The sequence below is a fragment of the Agrobacterium sp. DE0009 genome, from assembly GCF_007680755.1.
GTDB lineage: Bacteria > Pseudomonadota > Alphaproteobacteria > Rhizobiales > Rhizobiaceae > Agrobacterium > Agrobacterium tumefaciens_B.
Genome location: NZ_VEIU01000001.1, coordinates 1804221 through 1820250, shown reverse-complemented (window position 1 = coordinate 1820250; position 16030 = coordinate 1804221). Strand labels below are relative to the sequence as shown.

At 59.1% G+C, this 16030-nt stretch carries 14 protein-coding genes; 10 read left to right on the top strand and 4 right to left on the bottom strand.

The window, feature by feature from the left end; genetic code table 11:
• Nucleotides 1-314 precede the first annotated feature (314 nt).
• From FS804_RS09215 to FS804_RS09205, 3 genes are all read right to left on the bottom strand, one after another.
• Nucleotides 315-1706, bottom strand: a complete 1392-nt coding sequence (locus FS804_RS09215) for a dipeptidase (RefSeq protein WP_144576244.1) — start codon at nucleotides 1704-1706, stop codon at nucleotides 315-317.
• A gap of 162 nt (nucleotides 1707-1868) precedes the next feature.
• Nucleotides 1869-2303: a MarR family winged helix-turn-helix transcriptional regulator gene (locus FS804_RS09210; RefSeq protein WP_063949348.1), complete on the bottom strand. Its 435-nt coding sequence runs from the start codon at nucleotides 2301-2303 to the stop codon at nucleotides 1869-1871.
• Nucleotides 2304-2591: 288 nt separating this feature from the next.
• Nucleotides 2592-2999 carry a hypothetical protein gene (locus FS804_RS09205; RefSeq protein WP_144576243.1) on the bottom strand — a complete coding sequence of 136 codons (408 nt, stop codon included), beginning with the start codon at nucleotides 2997-2999 and terminating at the stop codon, nucleotides 2592-2594.
• Between the two features lie 90 nt (nucleotides 3000-3089).
• On the opposite strand from FS804_RS09205, the gene polA reads away from it, so the two are divergent.
• The 10 genes from polA to FS804_RS09150 all read left to right on the top strand — a co-directional run bounded on the left by polA (nucleotide 3090) and on the right by FS804_RS09150 (nucleotide 14773).
• Entirely contained in the window at nucleotides 3090-6089 is a 3000-nt protein-coding gene (polA, locus tag FS804_RS09200; protein ID WP_144576385.1) for a DNA polymerase I, read from the top strand.
• A gap of 76 nt (nucleotides 6090-6165) precedes the next feature.
• On the top strand, nucleotides 6166-6924 hold the full coding sequence (locus tag FS804_RS09195) for a DUF1868 domain-containing protein (protein ID WP_144576242.1): 759 nt from the start codon (nucleotides 6166-6168) through the stop codon (nucleotides 6922-6924).
• Between the two features lie 152 nt (nucleotides 6925-7076).
• Entirely contained in the window at nucleotides 7077-7262 is a 186-nt protein-coding gene (rpmF, locus tag FS804_RS09190; protein WP_003507205.1) for a 50S ribosomal protein L32, read from the top strand.
• A 184-nt stretch (nucleotides 7263-7446) separates the two neighbouring features.
• On the top strand, nucleotides 7447-9249 hold the full coding sequence (locus FS804_RS09185) for a sensor histidine kinase (RefSeq protein ID WP_186376744.1): 1803 nt from the start codon (nucleotides 7447-7449) through the stop codon (nucleotides 9247-9249).
• Nucleotides 9246-10592: a sigma-54 dependent transcriptional regulator gene (locus FS804_RS09180; protein ID WP_144576240.1), complete on the top strand. Its 1347-nt coding sequence runs from the start codon at nucleotides 9246-9248 to the stop codon at nucleotides 10590-10592. The genes FS804_RS09185 and FS804_RS09180 overlap by 4 nt, the downstream gene beginning before the upstream one ends.
• 198 nt (nucleotides 10593-10790) lie before the next feature.
• Nucleotides 10791-11774: a tripartite tricarboxylate transporter substrate-binding protein gene (locus tag FS804_RS09170; protein WP_063949790.1), complete on the top strand. Its 984-nt coding sequence runs from the start codon at nucleotides 10791-10793 to the stop codon at nucleotides 11772-11774.
• Between the two features lie 99 nt (nucleotides 11775-11873).
• Entirely contained in the window at nucleotides 11874-12335 is a 462-nt protein-coding gene (locus FS804_RS09165) for a tripartite tricarboxylate transporter TctB family protein (RefSeq protein WP_144576239.1), read from the top strand.
• Between the two features lie 9 nt (nucleotides 12336-12344).
• Nucleotides 12345-13850, top strand: coding sequence for a tripartite tricarboxylate transporter permease (locus tag FS804_RS09160; RefSeq protein ID WP_144576238.1), 1506 nt, complete (start codon nucleotides 12345-12347; stop codon nucleotides 13848-13850).
• Between the two features lie 146 nt (nucleotides 13851-13996).
• Nucleotides 13997-14209, top strand: coding sequence for a SlyX family protein (locus FS804_RS09155; RefSeq protein WP_144576237.1), 213 nt, complete (start codon nucleotides 13997-13999; stop codon nucleotides 14207-14209).
• Nucleotides 14210-14221: 12 nt separating this feature from the next.
• Nucleotides 14222-14773: a DUF924 family protein gene (locus tag FS804_RS09150; protein ID WP_144576236.1), complete on the top strand. Its 552-nt coding sequence runs from the start codon at nucleotides 14222-14224 to the stop codon at nucleotides 14771-14773.
• A 67-nt stretch (nucleotides 14774-14840) separates the two neighbouring features.
• Here the strand turns inward: FS804_RS09150 and dnaJ are convergent, their stop codons facing one another.
• Nucleotides 14841-15977, bottom strand: a complete 1137-nt coding sequence (gene dnaJ / locus FS804_RS09145) for a molecular chaperone DnaJ (RefSeq protein ID WP_063949357.1) — start codon at nucleotides 15975-15977, stop codon at nucleotides 14841-14843.
• Nucleotides 15978-16030 lie beyond the last annotated feature (53 nt).

Here is a 16030-nt window from a genome sequence, read left to right as displayed (position 1 = left end):
GTAGCCCTTGAAAAGGCAAGGCCGGATGACAATATAGGGTTCAACGGTGCTCCAGGCCCGAAGCTTGGGAATGGCGCTTTTATAGAGTGCCGCTGCTGTTGCGTTAACCAAAGATTAACCAAAGCAGCTGATCCTGAGCCGGAAAGCAGCGTTGAGTTATTCGACGCGCTCTGGAGCATCAGACCGTTTGAACGCTTTGACCACGGATGTACTGGCATTGACGCAAAAACGGATAGAAAGGTCGGGCTCGCCCGGCCTTTTTGTTTTTATGGAATGAGAAGGCACCGAGCTTCCGGCACCTTCTCATTTTTGCATCATTTCGAAGCCAGCGCGTCGAGGATGCGGACCCAGGAGCGGATGCCCTTGTGGAAGGACTGCAGGTCGTATTTCTCATTCGGGGAGTGAATACGGTCATCGGTCAGTCCGAAGCCGACCAGCAGGGAGTCCATGCCCAGCATCTTCTGGAAATCACCAACGATCGGGATCGAGCCTCCCATGCCGATGACGACAGCCGGTTTTGGCCATTCCTCAGAAAGCGCGTTCTTGGCCTTGGTCAAAACGGGCGAATCATAAGACAGCTGAATGGCCGGAGAGCCGCCATGCTCGTGAAATTCCACCGAGCAATCGGCGGGAATCTTCGAGCGCACATAGGCCCGGAAGCTTTCGCGAATGGCTACGGGGTCCTGCTGGCCGACGAGGCGGAAAGACACTTTGGCAGAGGCCTTCGCGGCAATCACGGTTTTGAAACCATCGCCGGTATAGCCGCCGATGATGCCGTTGACTTCGGCCGTGGGTCGCGCCCAGGTCTGCTCCAGCACGGAGCGACCTTTTTCGCCTGATGGGATCGAGAGACCGACTTCGCCGAGAAAGGCTTCCGCAGTCCGGCCCAGCGTTTCCCAGGAGGCCTTGATGTTGGCTGGCGTCTCTTCCACGCCATCGTAAAAGCCGGGAAGCGTAACGCGGCCGGTCTCATCGTGAAGGCCGGCAAGAATATCGGTGAGGATGTGGATCGGGTTCGCAGCCGCACCACCAAACAGACCGGAATGCAGGTCGCGGTCGGCGGCGGTGATGACGATCTCTTCGCCGACGAGACCACGAAGCGCGGCAGCAATGGCAGGTGTGTCACGGTCCCACATGCCGGTATCGCAGACCAGCGCGTAATCGGCTTTCAGCTCCTCTGCATTGGCCTCGAGGAAAGGCTTGAGCGATGGCGAGCCGGACTCCTCTTCGCCTTCGAAAAGAATGGTGACACGCACCGGCAGGCCGCCATTCACCGCCTTATAGGCGCGGCATGCCTCCACGAAGGTCATCAGCTGACCTTTGTCGTCTGCCGTGCCGCGCCCCGTGATCACCTGCCGGCCGGCACCGATATCCTTGACGGCGGGCTCGAAGGGATCGTTTTCCCAGAGATCGAGCGGATCAACCGGCTGCACGTCATAATGGCCGTAGAAAAGGACATGCGGGGCGTCGTCGGTGGCTGCGTCATGATGCGCCACCACCATGGGATGGCCGGCCGTATCGCGCACGGATGCCGTGAAGCCGAGCGAGGTAAGCGTTCTTACCAGCCACTCGGCAGCCTTGCGGCACTCCGCCTTGTAGGCTGGGTCTGTGGAAATTGAGGGAATGCGCACCAGCTCAAACAGCCGCTCCAGGCTGGATGTGAGATTATCGTCGGCGGTGGAAAGAATGGGGGAAACGTCTATCATCGCTGATCCTGTCATGTCTGTCGTGACCCGGCGAGAAACAAAACATCCGGGCATCGCGCATCGCGGGAAACAAGCCCGGGTCGTCGTGAATCGACGAGCCCGCGGCGGGCGGAACGATAGAGCAGATCATGGAAACTGCGAAGCGCTTTCGCCCTGCAATGACTATTTTGCTTTTTTAGCGCTATCGATCGCCCGGCGCATATATTCCAGCAGGAGTTGCCGTTCGAAGCGCCGGAAATCGGCAAGCAGACTGTCTTCGGTTGCCTCCGATGCGGCAATCGCATTGGCTTCCAGATCACGCCCGCGCTGAGTCAGTTCGATAATCTGGGCGCGGCGATCATTGGGGTGAGCCTTTCGAACGATCAACCCGTCTCGCTCCATCCGCGACAGCGTGTTGGCAAGGGTCGCCTGTTCAATGTCTATCCTATCCAGCAACTGCCGCTGGGTCAGACCCTCTTCGTGCCATAGCTCGATGAGGATAGGGAACTGGCCGGGCGAGAAGCCAAGCGCAGCTGCCCTTTTCTGCAACGCCATGGTGAATTCGCGCGCCATCCGCGAGGCAAGATAGATCACTGATTCATCGCGGGAAAAGCTCATTCGTCCGTGCCTGAGAGATAGCTGCCGACAACCCGGCAAAATTGATAGCACGATATATATCGCAGGATATGCTTAAGCCAAGTACGAACGGGGCGCAAAATAAAACCGCCACGGCCGGGAGGGGTCGGCCATGGCGGTCATATTGGAGGACAAAGGCCCGGAGAGGGGGAAAGGCCTTTGTCCGGTCTGACGCGGCGGGGGACGAGCCAGCTATCAGACTACGGCGTGATCAGGCGCCGTCCTCTAAGAAATGTGTCTGCAAATGCGGCTTTTCAAGGGAAGCCTGGATTACAAATCGGTAAGGTGCGTCGACCGTTTACCGTGGTGCCTGATTTTGCGTTTTGCTCGCATGGCGAGGAGGAATTTTGCACTCCCCACCAGTAAAACAAAGACTGCAAAGAAAGTCAGTTGCTGCCCTAGGTCACCCAGAGGGTGGAGCACCAGCAATAGGAACGCCGCGAGCACCGCGGCTTCGAGAAGGTGAAATTCTGCAGTTGCGAGGGTGCCGCGCGTCGCGCCAAAACGCTCAGGAAAAAAGGCACGCAAGCCCGTGCCCGCCAGCAGAAAAAGCGGCGCCACGAGAGATTTCTGAAAGATTATCGTTGCCGGCTCGTGCTGAAGCCATGAGGCGATGACAACGATAGCGGTGAGAAGAACGGCTCCGAAATAGGCATTGACTATGGAACTTTTTGACATCGGCTTTTCCCTAGAAATCATCAAAGATATAGCCTCGCATCTGATCTCCACGATAGACCTTTCGCCTCTGGCGCGCTATCCATGCTACCCATGAAAAAAGGCGATCATCTCTTCCTCGTTGACGGTTCCGGTTTCATTTTCCGGGCCTTCCATGCCATCCCGCCGCTGAACCGCAAGTCGGACGGGCTGCCGGTCAACGCCGTCTCGGGCTTCTGCAACATGTTGTGGAAGCTTCTGAAGGATGCCCGTAACACCGATGTCGGTGTGACGCCGACGCACTTCGCGGTGATTTTCGATTATTCGTCGAAGACATTCCGCAACGAGCTCTACGACCTCTACAAGGCAAATCGCACTGCGCCGCCGGAAGATCTGGTGCCGCAATTCGGACTGATCCGGGAGGCGACGCGCGCCTTTAATCTTCCCTGCATCGAAACCGAGGGGTTCGAGGCCGACGATATCATCGCCACCTACGCCCGGCAGGCCGAGGCGATCGGCGCTGACGTCACCATCATCTCTTCCGACAAGGATCTGATGCAGCTCGTGACAGCCAATGTGCATATGTACGATGCCATGAAGGACAAGCAGATCGGCGTTCCCGATGTCATCGAAAAATGGGGCGTCGGCCCCGAAAAGATGATCGATCTGCAGGCGATGACCGGTGATTCCACCGACAATGTTCCGGGTATCCCTGGCATTGGCCCGAAGACGGCGGCGCAATTGCTGGAAGAATATGGCGATCTTGAAACGCTTCTGGCGCGCGCCGGCGAGATTAAACAGCAGAAACGTCGCGAAAACATCATTGCCAATGCCGATCTGGCCCGCATTTCGAGGCAGCTCGTGGCGCTGAGGACCGACGTGCCGTTGCAGCAGTCGCTTGAGGAGCTGGTGCTGGAGCCGCAGAACGGCCCGAAGCTGATCGCCTTCCTGAAGGCAATGGAATTCACGACCCTGACCCGCCGCGTTGCGGAAGCGACGGATACCGATGCCTCCGCCGTCGACGCCGCTACCGTGCCGGTGCAATGGGGTGCCGATGCCCATGGGCCGGACCTTGATGCGCCAGCCGATGCTGTCAGCGCCGCAGGTGCGATAGCTGCCGGGACGAACGCTGCGGTTACCCGCGCTGCGCCTGCAAGAAAGGCATCTGGCGAAGGCAACGCCCCCGCCGATCTTGCGGCAGCACGACAGGCGCTTTTTGCCGCCGCCAAGATCGATACGACCGCGTATACGACGATCCGCGATCTTCAGACCCTCGACCTCTGGATTGCCGCGGCCCGCGAAACCGGCATTGTCGCCTTCGACACGGAGACAACCTCGCTCGACCCGATGCTTGCGGAACTTGTCGGCTTTTCGCTCGCCATTGCCGATAACGGCAAGGATGCCTCGGGGACCGATATCCGTGCCGCTTACATTCCCCTAACCCACAAAACGGGCTCGGGCGGCGATCTCTTCAGCGATGGTATCAGGCTTGCGGAAGGTCAGATTCCCTTTGCCGAGGCCTTGGCCCGACTTAAGGACCTGCTGGAAGACCCAACTGTCCTCAAGGTCGCGCAAAACCTCAAATACGATTATCTGTTAATGAAACGCCACGGCGTCGTCATGCAGAGTTTTGACGACACGATGCTGATTTCCTACGTGCTCGAGGCCGGCAAGGCGACGCACGGCATGGATTCCCTCTCGGAGCGCTGGCTCGGCCACACGCCGATCCCCTATAAGGACGTGGCGGGCTCAGGCAAGTCGAGCGTTACCTTCGATTTCGTCGATATCGACAGGGCAACCGCCTATGCTGCCGAAGATGCCGATGTGACCCTCCGGCTCTGGATGGCCTTGAAGCCAAGGCTTGTTTCGAAGCGTTTGACCCGGGTTTACGAGCGGCTGGAGCGCCCCCTTGTACCGGTTCTGGCGCATATGGAAGAGCGGGGTATCACTGTCGACCGGCAAATCCTCTCACGGCTTTCCGGCGAGCTCGCACAGAAGGCAGCCGCGTTCGAAGAGGAAATCTACGAACTGGCGGGCGAACGTTTCAACATCGGATCGCCTAAACAGCTTGGCGATATCCTGTTCGGCAAGATGGGCCTGCCAGGCGGGTCAAAAACCAAGACCGGCCAGTGGTCGACGTCGGCACAAGTTCTGGAAGATCTCGCGGCAGAAGGTGTCGATCTCCCGCGCAAGATTGTCGACTGGCGACAGCTGACAAAGCTCAAATCCACCTATACGGATGCGCTGCCCGGCTATATCCATCCCGAGACGAAACGGGTGCACACCTCCTATGCGCTCGCCTCGACAACGACAGGTCGCCTGTCATCGTCGGAGCCGAACCTACAGAATATTCCGGTGCGCACAGCTGAAGGCCGCAAGATCCGTACGGCTTTCATTTCCACGCCCGGCCACAAGCTTCTGTCGGCAGATTATAGCCAGATCGAACTGCGCGTGCTTGCCCATGTCGCCGACATTCCGCAGCTTCGAAACGCCTTTGAAAATGGTATCGACATTCATGCGATGACGGCATCGGAAATGTTCGGTGTGCCAGTTGAAGGCATGCCGTCGGAAGTACGCCGCCGCGCCAAGGCGATCAATTTCGGCATCATCTACGGCATATCGGCCTTCGGTCTCGCTAACCAGCTCGGCATCGCCCGCTCGGAGGCTGGGGACTACATCAAGAAATATTTCGAGCGTTTTCCCGGCATCCGCGACTATATGGAGGCGACCAAGGCCTTCGCCCGTGAGAATGGCTATGTCGAAACCATATTTGGTCGCCGTTCTCATTATCCAGAAATCCGCTCCTCCAATCCCTCGGTGAAGGCCTTCAACGAGCGTGCCGCCATCAATGCGCCCATTCAGGGGTCGGCTGCCGATATCATCCGGCGCGCCATGATCCGCATCGAGCCGGTGCTGGAGGCCGAAAAGCTTTCCGCCCGCATGCTTTTGCAGGTGCATGACGAACTCATCTTCGAAGTCGAGGAAGCGGAGATCGAAAAGACCCTGCCGGTCGTCGTTTCTGTCATGGAAAATGCGGCCATGCCGGCGATCTCCATGAGAGTGCCGCTGAAAGTGGATGCGCGCGCGGCCGACAATTGGGATGAGGCACATTGACCCCCTCTTGAGCCGGCGGCGTCATGATCCTGTCGCGTGCAGAGCCTAGGGAAAACTTCTGACAAGGAGTTTCCCCATGCACGCCCCGCTCGTCTCGAATGGTCTCGACTATATTTCCGCCGCCACGCACGATCAGCCGCCGCGCCATCTGGGCACGCGCTTCAATGCGGGCGGCGAGTTTCTGCCAGAGCCTGGCAATACTGTCGTAAGCCATCTTGTCAGCGGCTCGCAGACGGAGAAAGCCATCATCGCGACCCGCCAGCGCTTTATGGACATGGCCGAGGCGTCGCAACTTGCCTTCACGCCCGTTTCCAGCCTGCATATGACCGTGTTTCAAGGCATCATCGAGTTTCGTCGTGCTTTGCCGTATTGGCCGGAAAACATGCCTCTCGATACGCCGATAGACGCGATGACGGACTATTACCGTGATCGGCTCTCCGCGTTTCCGGCCCTGCCGGCATTCAACATGCAGGTGACGGGTCTGCGTCCGACAGGCCTTGTCATGAAGGGTGCAACGGTAGAGGATGACCGGATCGTGGCTGTCTGGCGGGATGAATTTGCCAAGCTGTTCGGCTATCGCCACCCGGATCATGACACCTACGAATTTCACATCACGCTGTCTTACATCATCCGCTGGTTCGAGCCGGAATCCTTACCGCGCTGGCAGGCCATGCTGGATGAGGAACTTGAAAAACTGCGCGCCGCCGCGCCTGTCATCGAGATGCGCCCCCCAGCTCTCTGTGAATTCAAGGATATGAACCACTTCAAGGAACTCCTTGTCTTCGATAAACCCGCGCCTGTGATTCCGATTTCTGAGACAGGCCCACGGCGCTGATTTCCCTGAATCGGAAAAAATGCGCATCAGGGCTGGTCAAAGCCCGTTTGGGCATGTATAAGCGCGCCAAATTTCCGATATCGAGACATCCGACATTCGGCCTTTGGTTCTGGCCGGTTCCGTTGTTTCGCCGCTTAAGTGGAGTAACAAAAATGGCTGTACCAAAAAGAAAAACAAGCCCGTCCAAGCGTGGCATGCGCCGCTCGGCTGACGGTCTCAAGTCTGCGACCTATGTTGAAGACAAGAACTCCGGCGAACTGCGCCGTCCGCACCATATCGATCTGAAGACCGGTATGTATCGCGGCCGCCAGGTTCTGACGCCGAAGGAAAGCGCGTAAGCTTTTCTGGCATGACTTTGCAAAAACCGGCCCTCGTGGCCGGTTTTTTGTTTTAAGCGATCTCTAACGGTGTCCAGCGCTCACTTGGAAAATGTTCTCACTCCTCCTACACTCGCTTCGGGAGAGCGGGTTAGCTGCCTGCGGCGTGAGGGAAGTTTCGGTGAAATATCGCTCTATTTTGTTGATGATGCTCTGTCTGGGCCTCGGTTATGGCGCCGTGACGAGAGGAAGCGGCATCATTGCAGAGAGCTATTTCGGTGAAATGTCCGAGCAGGGGCGAACGACGCTCCGGCTTGCCGTCTCCGCCCTGGGCGGCCTTCTGAACCGCTACGAGCCGCTTCCGGCCTTGATTGCAGATCATGATGACATTGAGGAACTGGTGGCCCATCCCAAAGATGAAGCCTTGCGCCAGCGCGCCAATGTCTACCTCAAATCCATCAACACTCTGCTGGAATCCTCCGATATCTACATCATCACGCTGGATGGCGAGACCATCGCGGCCAGCAACTACGATGGTCCGACAAGCTTCGTCGGCGAGAACTTCAGCTACCGTCCCTATTTTCAGGATGCGGCGAGGGGCCTGCAGTCGCGATTCTTCGCGCTCGGCACGACCTCGCACAAGCGCGGATATTATTTCTCCGCGCCCATTCTCTTCAATGCGGAAATAAAGGGCGTCATTGTCTTCAAGGTCGATATCGAAGGCATCGAGGCCTCTTTCGGCGATGGGGAGAACCGTATTCTCGTATCGGACCCCGAGGGCATCATCTTCATGACGGGAACACCGCAATGGCTTTATTCCAGCCTGATGCCGCTGACGCCAGAGAGGCTGGCCCGCACCGAGGCCTCACGCCGTTACGCCAATGCCACGCTGAAGGAACTGCCGCTGAAACACGGCAATTTCGGCTCGCATCAGTTGATGACGATTAGCCAAAACGAGGGGGACAGGGAATATATGGTTCTGTCGCAGCCGATGGCGGATGCGGGATGGACCGTCAGCGTGCTCATGGACACGGGTTCGCTTCGGACGCAGGTGAAGACGGCGATGATCGCGATCATACTCTGCCTGTGTCTTGCGGCAGCGTTGATCGCCGCCATGTTGCAGAGGCGGCGGCGGCTGCGTGAACGCCTGATCCATCAGGCCGAAGCCCAGGCAGAACTGGAGCGTCGGGTCGAGGAACGCACGGCGGACCTTGCCCGCGTCAATCGGGAGATCGAACACGAGATCGCCGAACGTCGCCAGACGGAAAAACAGTTGCGCAAGATGCAGAACGATCTGGTGCAGGCCGGAAAGCTGGCGGCTCTCGGGCAGATGTCGGCGGCCCTGTCGCACGAGTTCAACCAGCCGCTGGCCGCCGCCAAGAATTACGCCGAAAATGCCTCGCTTCTGGTGGAGCGCGGGCGCTTGGAGGACGTGACGGAAAACCTCAGGCGCATATCGGGGCTGATCGATCGTATGGCGTCAATCAGCAAGCACCTGCGCAACTTTGCCCGTAAGCCGAATGAGAAGATGGCGGCAGTGGGCCTGGAAACGGTGCTTCGCGATACGCTTGAAATCGTCGGGCCGCGGCTCAAGGCCGCCAATGCGGTGCTGGAGGTTGATCTTGGCCCCGTCCCGCTCGCCGTAAAGGCAGGGCCGGTGCGGCTGCAGCAGGTGCTCGTCAACATCATCTCCAATGCCGCTGATGCCGTCGAAGGGCGGGAGGACCGCCGGATTGCGCTTCAGGCGGCGCAGCAAGGCCAGATCGTTTCCGTCATCATCCGCGACCGCGGTCCGGGCGTACCGGCGGCGATTTCGGAGCGCATTTTCGATCCCTTCTTCACCACCAAGGGTGTGGGCCGCGGTCTGGGCCTCGGCCTCTCGATCTCCTATAACATCATCAAGGACTTCGGCGGCCAGCTCCGCGTCAGAAATCATGAAGACGGCGGAGCGGAGTTCGCAATTGAATTGCCGGCTGCTGTCTGGCGTATGGGGGTGGCGGCGGAATGACCACTTCGCGGGTGCTTTTGATCGACGACGAAGAGGAGCTGCGCTTTTCGACCGCGCAGGCGCTCGAGCTTTCGGGTTTCGCCGTCACCATGCTGGCGAGCGCCGAACATGCGCTGGAGCTCATCGGTTATAGTTTTGACGGTGTCGTGGTCAGTGATATCCGCATGCCCGGCATGGACGGCATGACGCTGCTGCAAAAAGTGCGGGAGCTTGACCCGGAAATACCCGTCATCCTGATGACCGGCCACGGTGATGTGCAGCTTGCCGTCAACGCCATGCGCAACGGCGCTTATGACTTCATCGAGAAGCCCTTCACCCCGCAATATCTCGCCGGCATCATCAAGAGAGCCAATGACCGGCGGGCGCTGGTGCTGGAAAACCGCCGCCTGAAAGCAGTAGCCGGCAAGCACGATGATCTCGAAACACGTCTGCCCGGCCGAACACCGGTCATGGTCGATCTGCGATACCGCATCCGCGCGATCGGTGCGACCGATGCCGACACGCTGATCGTTGGCGATACGGGGGCGGGAAAGGAGGTCGTCGCGCGGGCGCTGCACGATATCAGCACCAGAGCCAACCGGCCCTTCGTCGCGATCAATTGCGCGGCCCTTCCGCAGACGTTGATCGAGAGTGAATTGTTTGGACATGAGGCTGGTGCGTTTCCGGGTGCGCTTCGTGCGCGTTATGGCAAGTTCGAACATGCACGTGGCGGCACCATTCTTCTGGACGAGATCGGCTCCATGCCATCAGAATTGCAGGGACGTTTCCTGCGGGTATTGCAGGAGCGGGTGATTACCCGCCTCGGCTCCAACGAAACCGTCGAGCTTGATGTCCGCTTCATCGCCACGAGCAAGGTTGATCTTGAGCAGGAGGTTGCGGCAGGCCGGTTCCGAGCCGATCTCCTGTATCGGCTAAACGTGGCGACGCTCCTCGTCCCCGCTTTGGCGCAGCGCAGTGCTGACATTCCCTTGCTGTTCCTGCATCTGGTTAGGGAGGCCGCGGCCCGCTACGGCCGCGACGATATGGACGTGCCGCAGCAACTGCTTGCCTCCATCGCACTTCGCGAATGGCCGGGCAATGTGCGCGAATTGCGCAATGCCGCAGACCGTTTCGTTCTCGGGCTGGGGGACGAGCCATCAGAAACGTCGTTGATCGCCGGAGAAGAGGCCAGGTCGCCTCTCGCTGCTCGTGTGGGCGCCTATGAAAAGAATCTGATCGCTCGCGCCATCGCGGCCAATGGCGGCAATCTCAAATCGGTGTACGAGAACCTCGGTATCTCCCGCAAAACTCTGTATGAAAAAATGCAGAAATATGGCCTGCAAAAGCATATGACGGATGTCTGATGTGTGGATTTCCACCCATGGATTTCTCTTCATGGGTTGAAATCCACACATCGGAAAGGACAATGGTGACAAAAGTCGACGTCGCTTGGCGAAGCGCGTTGCCGAACAGCAATCCCGGACTGCAAATGTGATCACCCCGGCCGCCATGGAGGAGCATGCGCGGCTGAAGTGGCGATCATTTTCATCCGGGAGGAATCGATGAAAATACTGAAGACAGTTTCCGGCCTTGCTGCCGCCGCTGCCGTTTCCCTTTTCGCGCTGGCCGCATCTGCTCAGACCTATCCCGAGCGTAACATCACCATGGTCGTGCCTTTCTCGGCTGGCGGCCCAACGGACACGGTCGCGCGTCTCGTGGCTGAATCCATGTCGAAGGATCTCGGCCAGCAGATCATCGTTGAAAATGTCGGTGGCGCCGGCGGCACGCTTGGCGCCGGCCGCGTCGCCTCCGCTGATCCCGATGGTTACACCATCCTTCTCCACCATATCGGCATGGCGACCAGCGCCACGCTCTATCGCAAGCTCGCTTACGATACGACCAACGCCTTCGAATATGTCGGTCTGGTCACCGAAGTGCCGATGACGATCCTGTCTCGCAAGAACCTCGAGACCACGGACCTCAAGGGGCTGATCGATTACGCCAAGGCGAACAAGGACAAGGTCACCGTTGCCAATGCCGGCATCGGCGCCGCTTCGCATCTGTGCGGCATGCTGTTCATGAGCGCTATCGAGACCCCGTTGGTCACCGTTCCCTACAAGGGCACAGGTCCTGCCATGACCGATCTGCTCGGCGGCCAGGTCGATATCATGTGCGACCAGACCACCAACACCACCAAGCAGATCCAAGGCGGCACTGTCAAAGCTTACGCCGTAACGTCGCCGAAACGGCTCGATGTGCTGAAGGATGTGCCGACGGTCGCCGAAGCAGGCTTGCCCAAACTCGAAGTCGGCATCTGGCACGGTATCTACACGCCGAAGGGTACGCCTGCCGAAATCAACGAGAAGCTCTCCAAGTCGCTGCAGGTGGCGCTGAAGGACAAGAATGTCGCGGCCCGCTTTGCCGAGCTCGGCACGACGCCGTCGCCGGAAAGCGATGCGACACCGGCGGCGCTGAAGGCCAAGCTTGAGAGCGAAATAGCTCGCTGGAAGCCGGTGATCGAGTCCGCTGGCCAATATGCCGACTGACGAACGCGGATGGACCGGCGGCGTTTCGTCGCCGGTTGACTGCGATCGTTTCAACCGGTTGGCCGGTCTGGCGCCGGCCGCGATGAAGGGGCATCTTTCATGAAATCGTTATTCAATGACCCTGCCGAAGCCGTCTGCGGGGCAATTTTTATGGGGCTTGGGGTCTTTTTTGCCTTGCAGTCCTACGGTCTGGAAATTGGAACCGCCTTTCGCATGGGGCCGGGCTACTTTCCGCTCGTTCTCGCCATCATCCTGATCCTGCTTGGCGGCGTCATATTCCTTCGCGCAACACGGCCGGCTAGTGAGGGCATCGGCGCAATTGCCTGGCGTGGCATATTTTTCATTCTGCCCGCGCCGATCTTTTTCGGTTTCACTGTTCGGGGTCTTGGCTTTGTGCCGGCACTGTTTTTCAGCGCGCTCATTGCGGCCTTCGCCTCACACAAGATGAGCCCATTGATGGCGGTCGTTCTTTCCGCGGCCATCACGGTCTTTTCCGTCGCAGTTTTCAACTACGGTCTTGGCCTGCCTTTCCAGCGCTTCGGCCCCTGGCTCAACTTCTGAGGTGTAGCGATGGATTTGCTCGATAACCTTGCGCTCGGTTTCGTCACCGCCTCGTCGCTGGCAAACCTCTTTTTCTGCCTTATCGGCGTGCTGCTTGGCACCCTCATCGGCGTTTTGCCCGGCATCGGCGCAACGGCGACCATCGCCATGCTGCTGCCAATCACCTTTCAGCTCGAACCGGTCTCGTCCCTGATCATGCTCGCTGGCATTTATTACGGCGCGCAATATGGCGGCTCGACCACGGCGATCCTGATCAACATGCCCGGTGAATCCTCCTCAGCCGTCACCGCCATCGATGGCTATCAGATGGCACGCAAGGGCAAAGCAGGTGCCGCTCTCGCCATTGCCGCCATAGGCTCGTTCTTCGCCGGCACGGTGTCGACCTTCCTAGTCGCAATCTTCGCGCCGCCGCTCACGGCAATCGCACTGGAATTCGGCGCGGCCGAATATTTCTCGCTGATGGTCGTCGGCCTCGTGTCGTCCATCGCGCTCGCCCATGGCTCCATCGTGAAGGCGCTGGCCATGGTCGTGCTCGGCCTGCTGCTCGGTCTGGTCGGCACGGATATTTACAGCGGTACCCCGCGCTTCACCCTCGGCATCCGCGAATATGCTGATGGCCTGAATTTCGTGGCCGTCGCTGTGGGTGTGTTCGGCATTGCCGAAATCCTGCGCAATCTTGAAAACGAGCGGACCCGCTCGGTGCTGATCGCCAAGGTCAGCGGCCTGATGCCGACCAAGGATGATTTCAAGCGCATGGTCGGCCCGGTTCTGCGCGGCACGGCGATCGGTTCGGCCCTCGGCATCCTGCCGGGTGGTGGGGCGATCCTTGCTGCCTTTGCCTCCTACACCGTGGAGAAACGTGTCTCCAAGAACCCGGAAGAATTCGGGCATGGCGCGGTCGCCGGTGTGGCTGGTCCGGAATCGGCCAACAATGCCGGAGCCCAGACCTCGTTCATCCCACTGCTCACTCTGGGCATCCCCGCCAATCCGGTCATGGCTTTGATGATTGGCGCGATGATCATCCAGGGCATCGTTCCCGGCCCGAATGTTGCGACTGAACAGCCCGCGCTGTTCTGGGGCATCATCGCCTCCATGTGGATCGGCAACCTGATGCTGGTCATCCTCAACCTGCCTTTGATAGGGCTGTGGGTGAAGCTGCTGACGGTGCCCTACTATGTGCTCTTCCCGATCATCATGGCCTTCTGCGCCATCGGGGTCTACAGCGTCAATTCCAACGTCTTCGATCTCTATGCCGTCGCCTTCTTCGGCTTCATCGGCTATGTGCTGGTGAAACTGCGTTGCGAGCCTGCCCCACTGCTTCTGGGCTTCGTGCTTGGTCCGCTGCTGGAGGAAAACCTGCGGCGTGCCATGATCCTGTCCCGTGGCGATCCGTCGACCTTCGTCACCCGGCCGATCAGCGCCACCCTGCTTTTCATCGCGCTCGCCGTGCTGATCGTCGTCTTCCTGCCTAGCGTGAAGAAGAAACGCGAAGAGGTTTTCGTAGAAGAAGACTGAGCGATATCAAACTCCAGATGCCGGCGATGGTGACATCGCCGGTTTTTTTGTGCCGGGATCGACGCAACGAATTCTCTTCACGAAAGTGACATATGGTTGACTCACAGACTTTTAAGCCCAAGGAAGGGCGGGAAAGAGAGGTCACCATGACGTCGGAAACCGAAAATCGGATCATTGCGCTAGAGGAGACGGTCGCGCATCAGGTGAAGGTGATAGAGGAACTGTCGGACCAGCTGGCGGAACAGTGGAAGGTTGTGGAACAGACCCGCGCCAAGCTCGACCGCCTGACGGAGCGGTTCCTGAGCCTTGAGGAGCAATCGCTGGACGCGCCTGCCATCACAAGGCCGCCGCACTACTGACGGGAGCACACGATGAAGAACGACACCGCCAAACTTGCAGCCGAGATCGTCGATTTCTGGAAGAAGGCCGGCCCCGACAAATGGTTTGATAAGGATGCCGCCTTCGACAGTGATTTTCACGACCGTTTCCGTGACGCTCATTTCGCTGCCGCAAGGCGGGAACTGGATGGCTGGCTGGAAGATGCGGAAAGCAGCCTCGCCTTGATGCTGCTGCTGGATCAGTTTCCGCGCAACTGCTTTCGCGACACGGCGCACATGTATGCGACAGATCCTCTGGCGCGTCTTTTGGCAGATGAAGCCATCCGGCGCGGACATGATCAGGCGGTGAGTGAGGATCTGCGGGTCTTCTTCTATCTTCCCTTTTCTCACGCAGAGGATATGGAGGCGCAGCACCGGGCGTGCCGTCTCAACCTGCCGCTTGGCGGGCTTTACCTGCATCACGCCGAACAACATCGCGAGATCATCGAGCGTTTCGGCCGCTTTCCGCATCGTAACGACATCTTGCTGCGGGAAACGACACCGGAGGAGCGGCAATATCTGGAAGAGGGCGGCTTTTCAGGCTAAACCCAAAACGAAAACGCCGCCAGTCCCATGGGATGGCGGCGTTTCTGAAGTTGGAGAGCGGCGGCGATCAGCCGTCGAAGAATTCCTTCATCCGGGCGAAGAAGCCCGTTGATTCCGGATTGTTCTCCTTGGAAGACAGCTGCTCGAATTCCTGCAACAGCTCGCGCTGACGTTTGCTGAGTTTCTGAGGCGTTTCGATCTGAATCTGGATATAGAGGTCGCCCGTCTGCGCCGAACGCAGAACCGGCATTCCCTTGCCCTTCAAACGGAATTGCTTGCCCGGTTGGGTGCCTTCCGGAACCGTGACGCGCGACTTGCTGCCGTCGAGCGTCGTAACATCGAAGGTGCCGCCAAGTGCAGCCGTCGTCATCGATATCGGCACGGTGCAATAAAGATCGGCACCGTCGCGCTGGAAGAACTCATGCGGACGCACAGACAGGAAGATATAAAGATCGCCCGCCGGCCCGCCACGCATGCCGGCTTCGCCCTCGCCCTGCAGGCGAATGCGGGTGCCGTCCTCGATGCCCGAGGGAATGTTGACCGAGAGCGAACGCTCTTCCGTCACGCGGCCCTGGCCATGGCACTTCCCGCACGGGTCGGAGATTGTCTGTCCGCGACCGTGGCAAGTGGGGCAGGTACGCTCCACCGAGAAGAAGCCCTGCGCGGCGCGCACGCGGCCTGAACCCTGGCAGGTGGCGCATGTCTTCGGCTGCGTGCCGGGCTTAGCGCCCGAGCCGGAACAGACGTCGCAGGTGATCGAGGTCGGCACCCTGATCTGCGCCGTCTTGCCGGTGAAGGCTTCTTCCAGCGTGATTTCCATGTTGTAGCGAAGATCGGCGCCGCGCTCGCGTCCGCCTGAGGAACGGCGCGCACGGCCGCCACCCATCATCTCGCCGAAGATGTCTTCGAAAATATCCGAGAAGCCGCCATTGGCGAAGCCGCCGCCGCCAAAGCCACCGCCGCCGCCCATGCCGCCATTTTCAAAGGCTGCATGGCCGAAACGGTCATAGGCCGCACGCTTCTGCGGGTCCTTCAACGTCTCGTATGCTTCGTTGATTTCTTTGAATTTCCGTTCGGAATCGGCATCATCAGGGTTTTTGTCCGGATGGTACTTCATCGCGAGTTTGCGGAAGGCGCTTTTCAGCTCTTTTTCGTCCGCAGTCTTGCTGACGCCGAGTGTTTCGTAAAAGTCTGCTTTCGCCATTCAGTTAACAAGCCCCGCAAATGGATTTCCGGCTGCACGCGGCAGCCGGATGT

Bases quoted from the DNA above. Each gene is read 5' to 3' on its own strand.
- FS804_RS09215 (WP_144576244.1), bottom strand. From the start codon at position 1,706: ATGATAGACGTTTCCCCCATTCTTTCCACCGCCGACGATAATCTCACA.
- FS804_RS09210 (WP_063949348.1), bottom strand. From the start codon at position 2,303: ATGAGCTTTTCCCGCGATGAATCAGTGATCTATCTTGCCTCGCGGATG.
- FS804_RS09205 (WP_144576243.1), bottom strand. From the start codon at position 2,999: ATGTCAAAAAGTTCCATAGTCAATGCCTATTTCGGAGCCGTTCTTCTC.
- polA (WP_144576385.1), top strand. From the start codon at position 3,090: ATGAAAAAAGGCGATCATCTCTTCCTCGTTGACGGTTCCGGTTTCATT.
- FS804_RS09195 (WP_144576242.1), top strand. From the start codon at position 6,166: ATGCACGCCCCGCTCGTCTCGAATGGTCTCGACTATATTTCCGCCGCC.
- rpmF (WP_003507205.1), top strand. From the start codon at position 7,077: ATGGCTGTACCAAAAAGAAAAACAAGCCCGTCCAAGCGTGGCATGCGC.
- FS804_RS09185 (WP_186376744.1), top strand. From the start codon at position 7,447: ATGATGCTCTGTCTGGGCCTCGGTTATGGCGCCGTGACGAGAGGAAGC.
- FS804_RS09180 (WP_144576240.1), top strand. From the start codon at position 9,246: ATGACCACTTCGCGGGTGCTTTTGATCGACGACGAAGAGGAGCTGCGC.
- FS804_RS09170 (WP_063949790.1), top strand. From the start codon at position 10,791: ATGAAAATACTGAAGACAGTTTCCGGCCTTGCTGCCGCCGCTGCCGTT.
- FS804_RS09165 (WP_144576239.1), top strand. From the start codon at position 11,874: ATGAAATCGTTATTCAATGACCCTGCCGAAGCCGTCTGCGGGGCAATT.
- FS804_RS09160 (WP_144576238.1), top strand. From the start codon at position 12,345: ATGGATTTGCTCGATAACCTTGCGCTCGGTTTCGTCACCGCCTCGTCG.
- FS804_RS09155 (WP_144576237.1), top strand. From the start codon at position 13,997: ATGACGTCGGAAACCGAAAATCGGATCATTGCGCTAGAGGAGACGGTC.
- FS804_RS09150 (WP_144576236.1), top strand. From the start codon at position 14,222: ATGAAGAACGACACCGCCAAACTTGCAGCCGAGATCGTCGATTTCTGG.
- dnaJ (WP_063949357.1), bottom strand. From the start codon at position 15,977: ATGGCGAAAGCAGACTTTTACGAAACACTCGGCGTCAGCAAGACTGCG.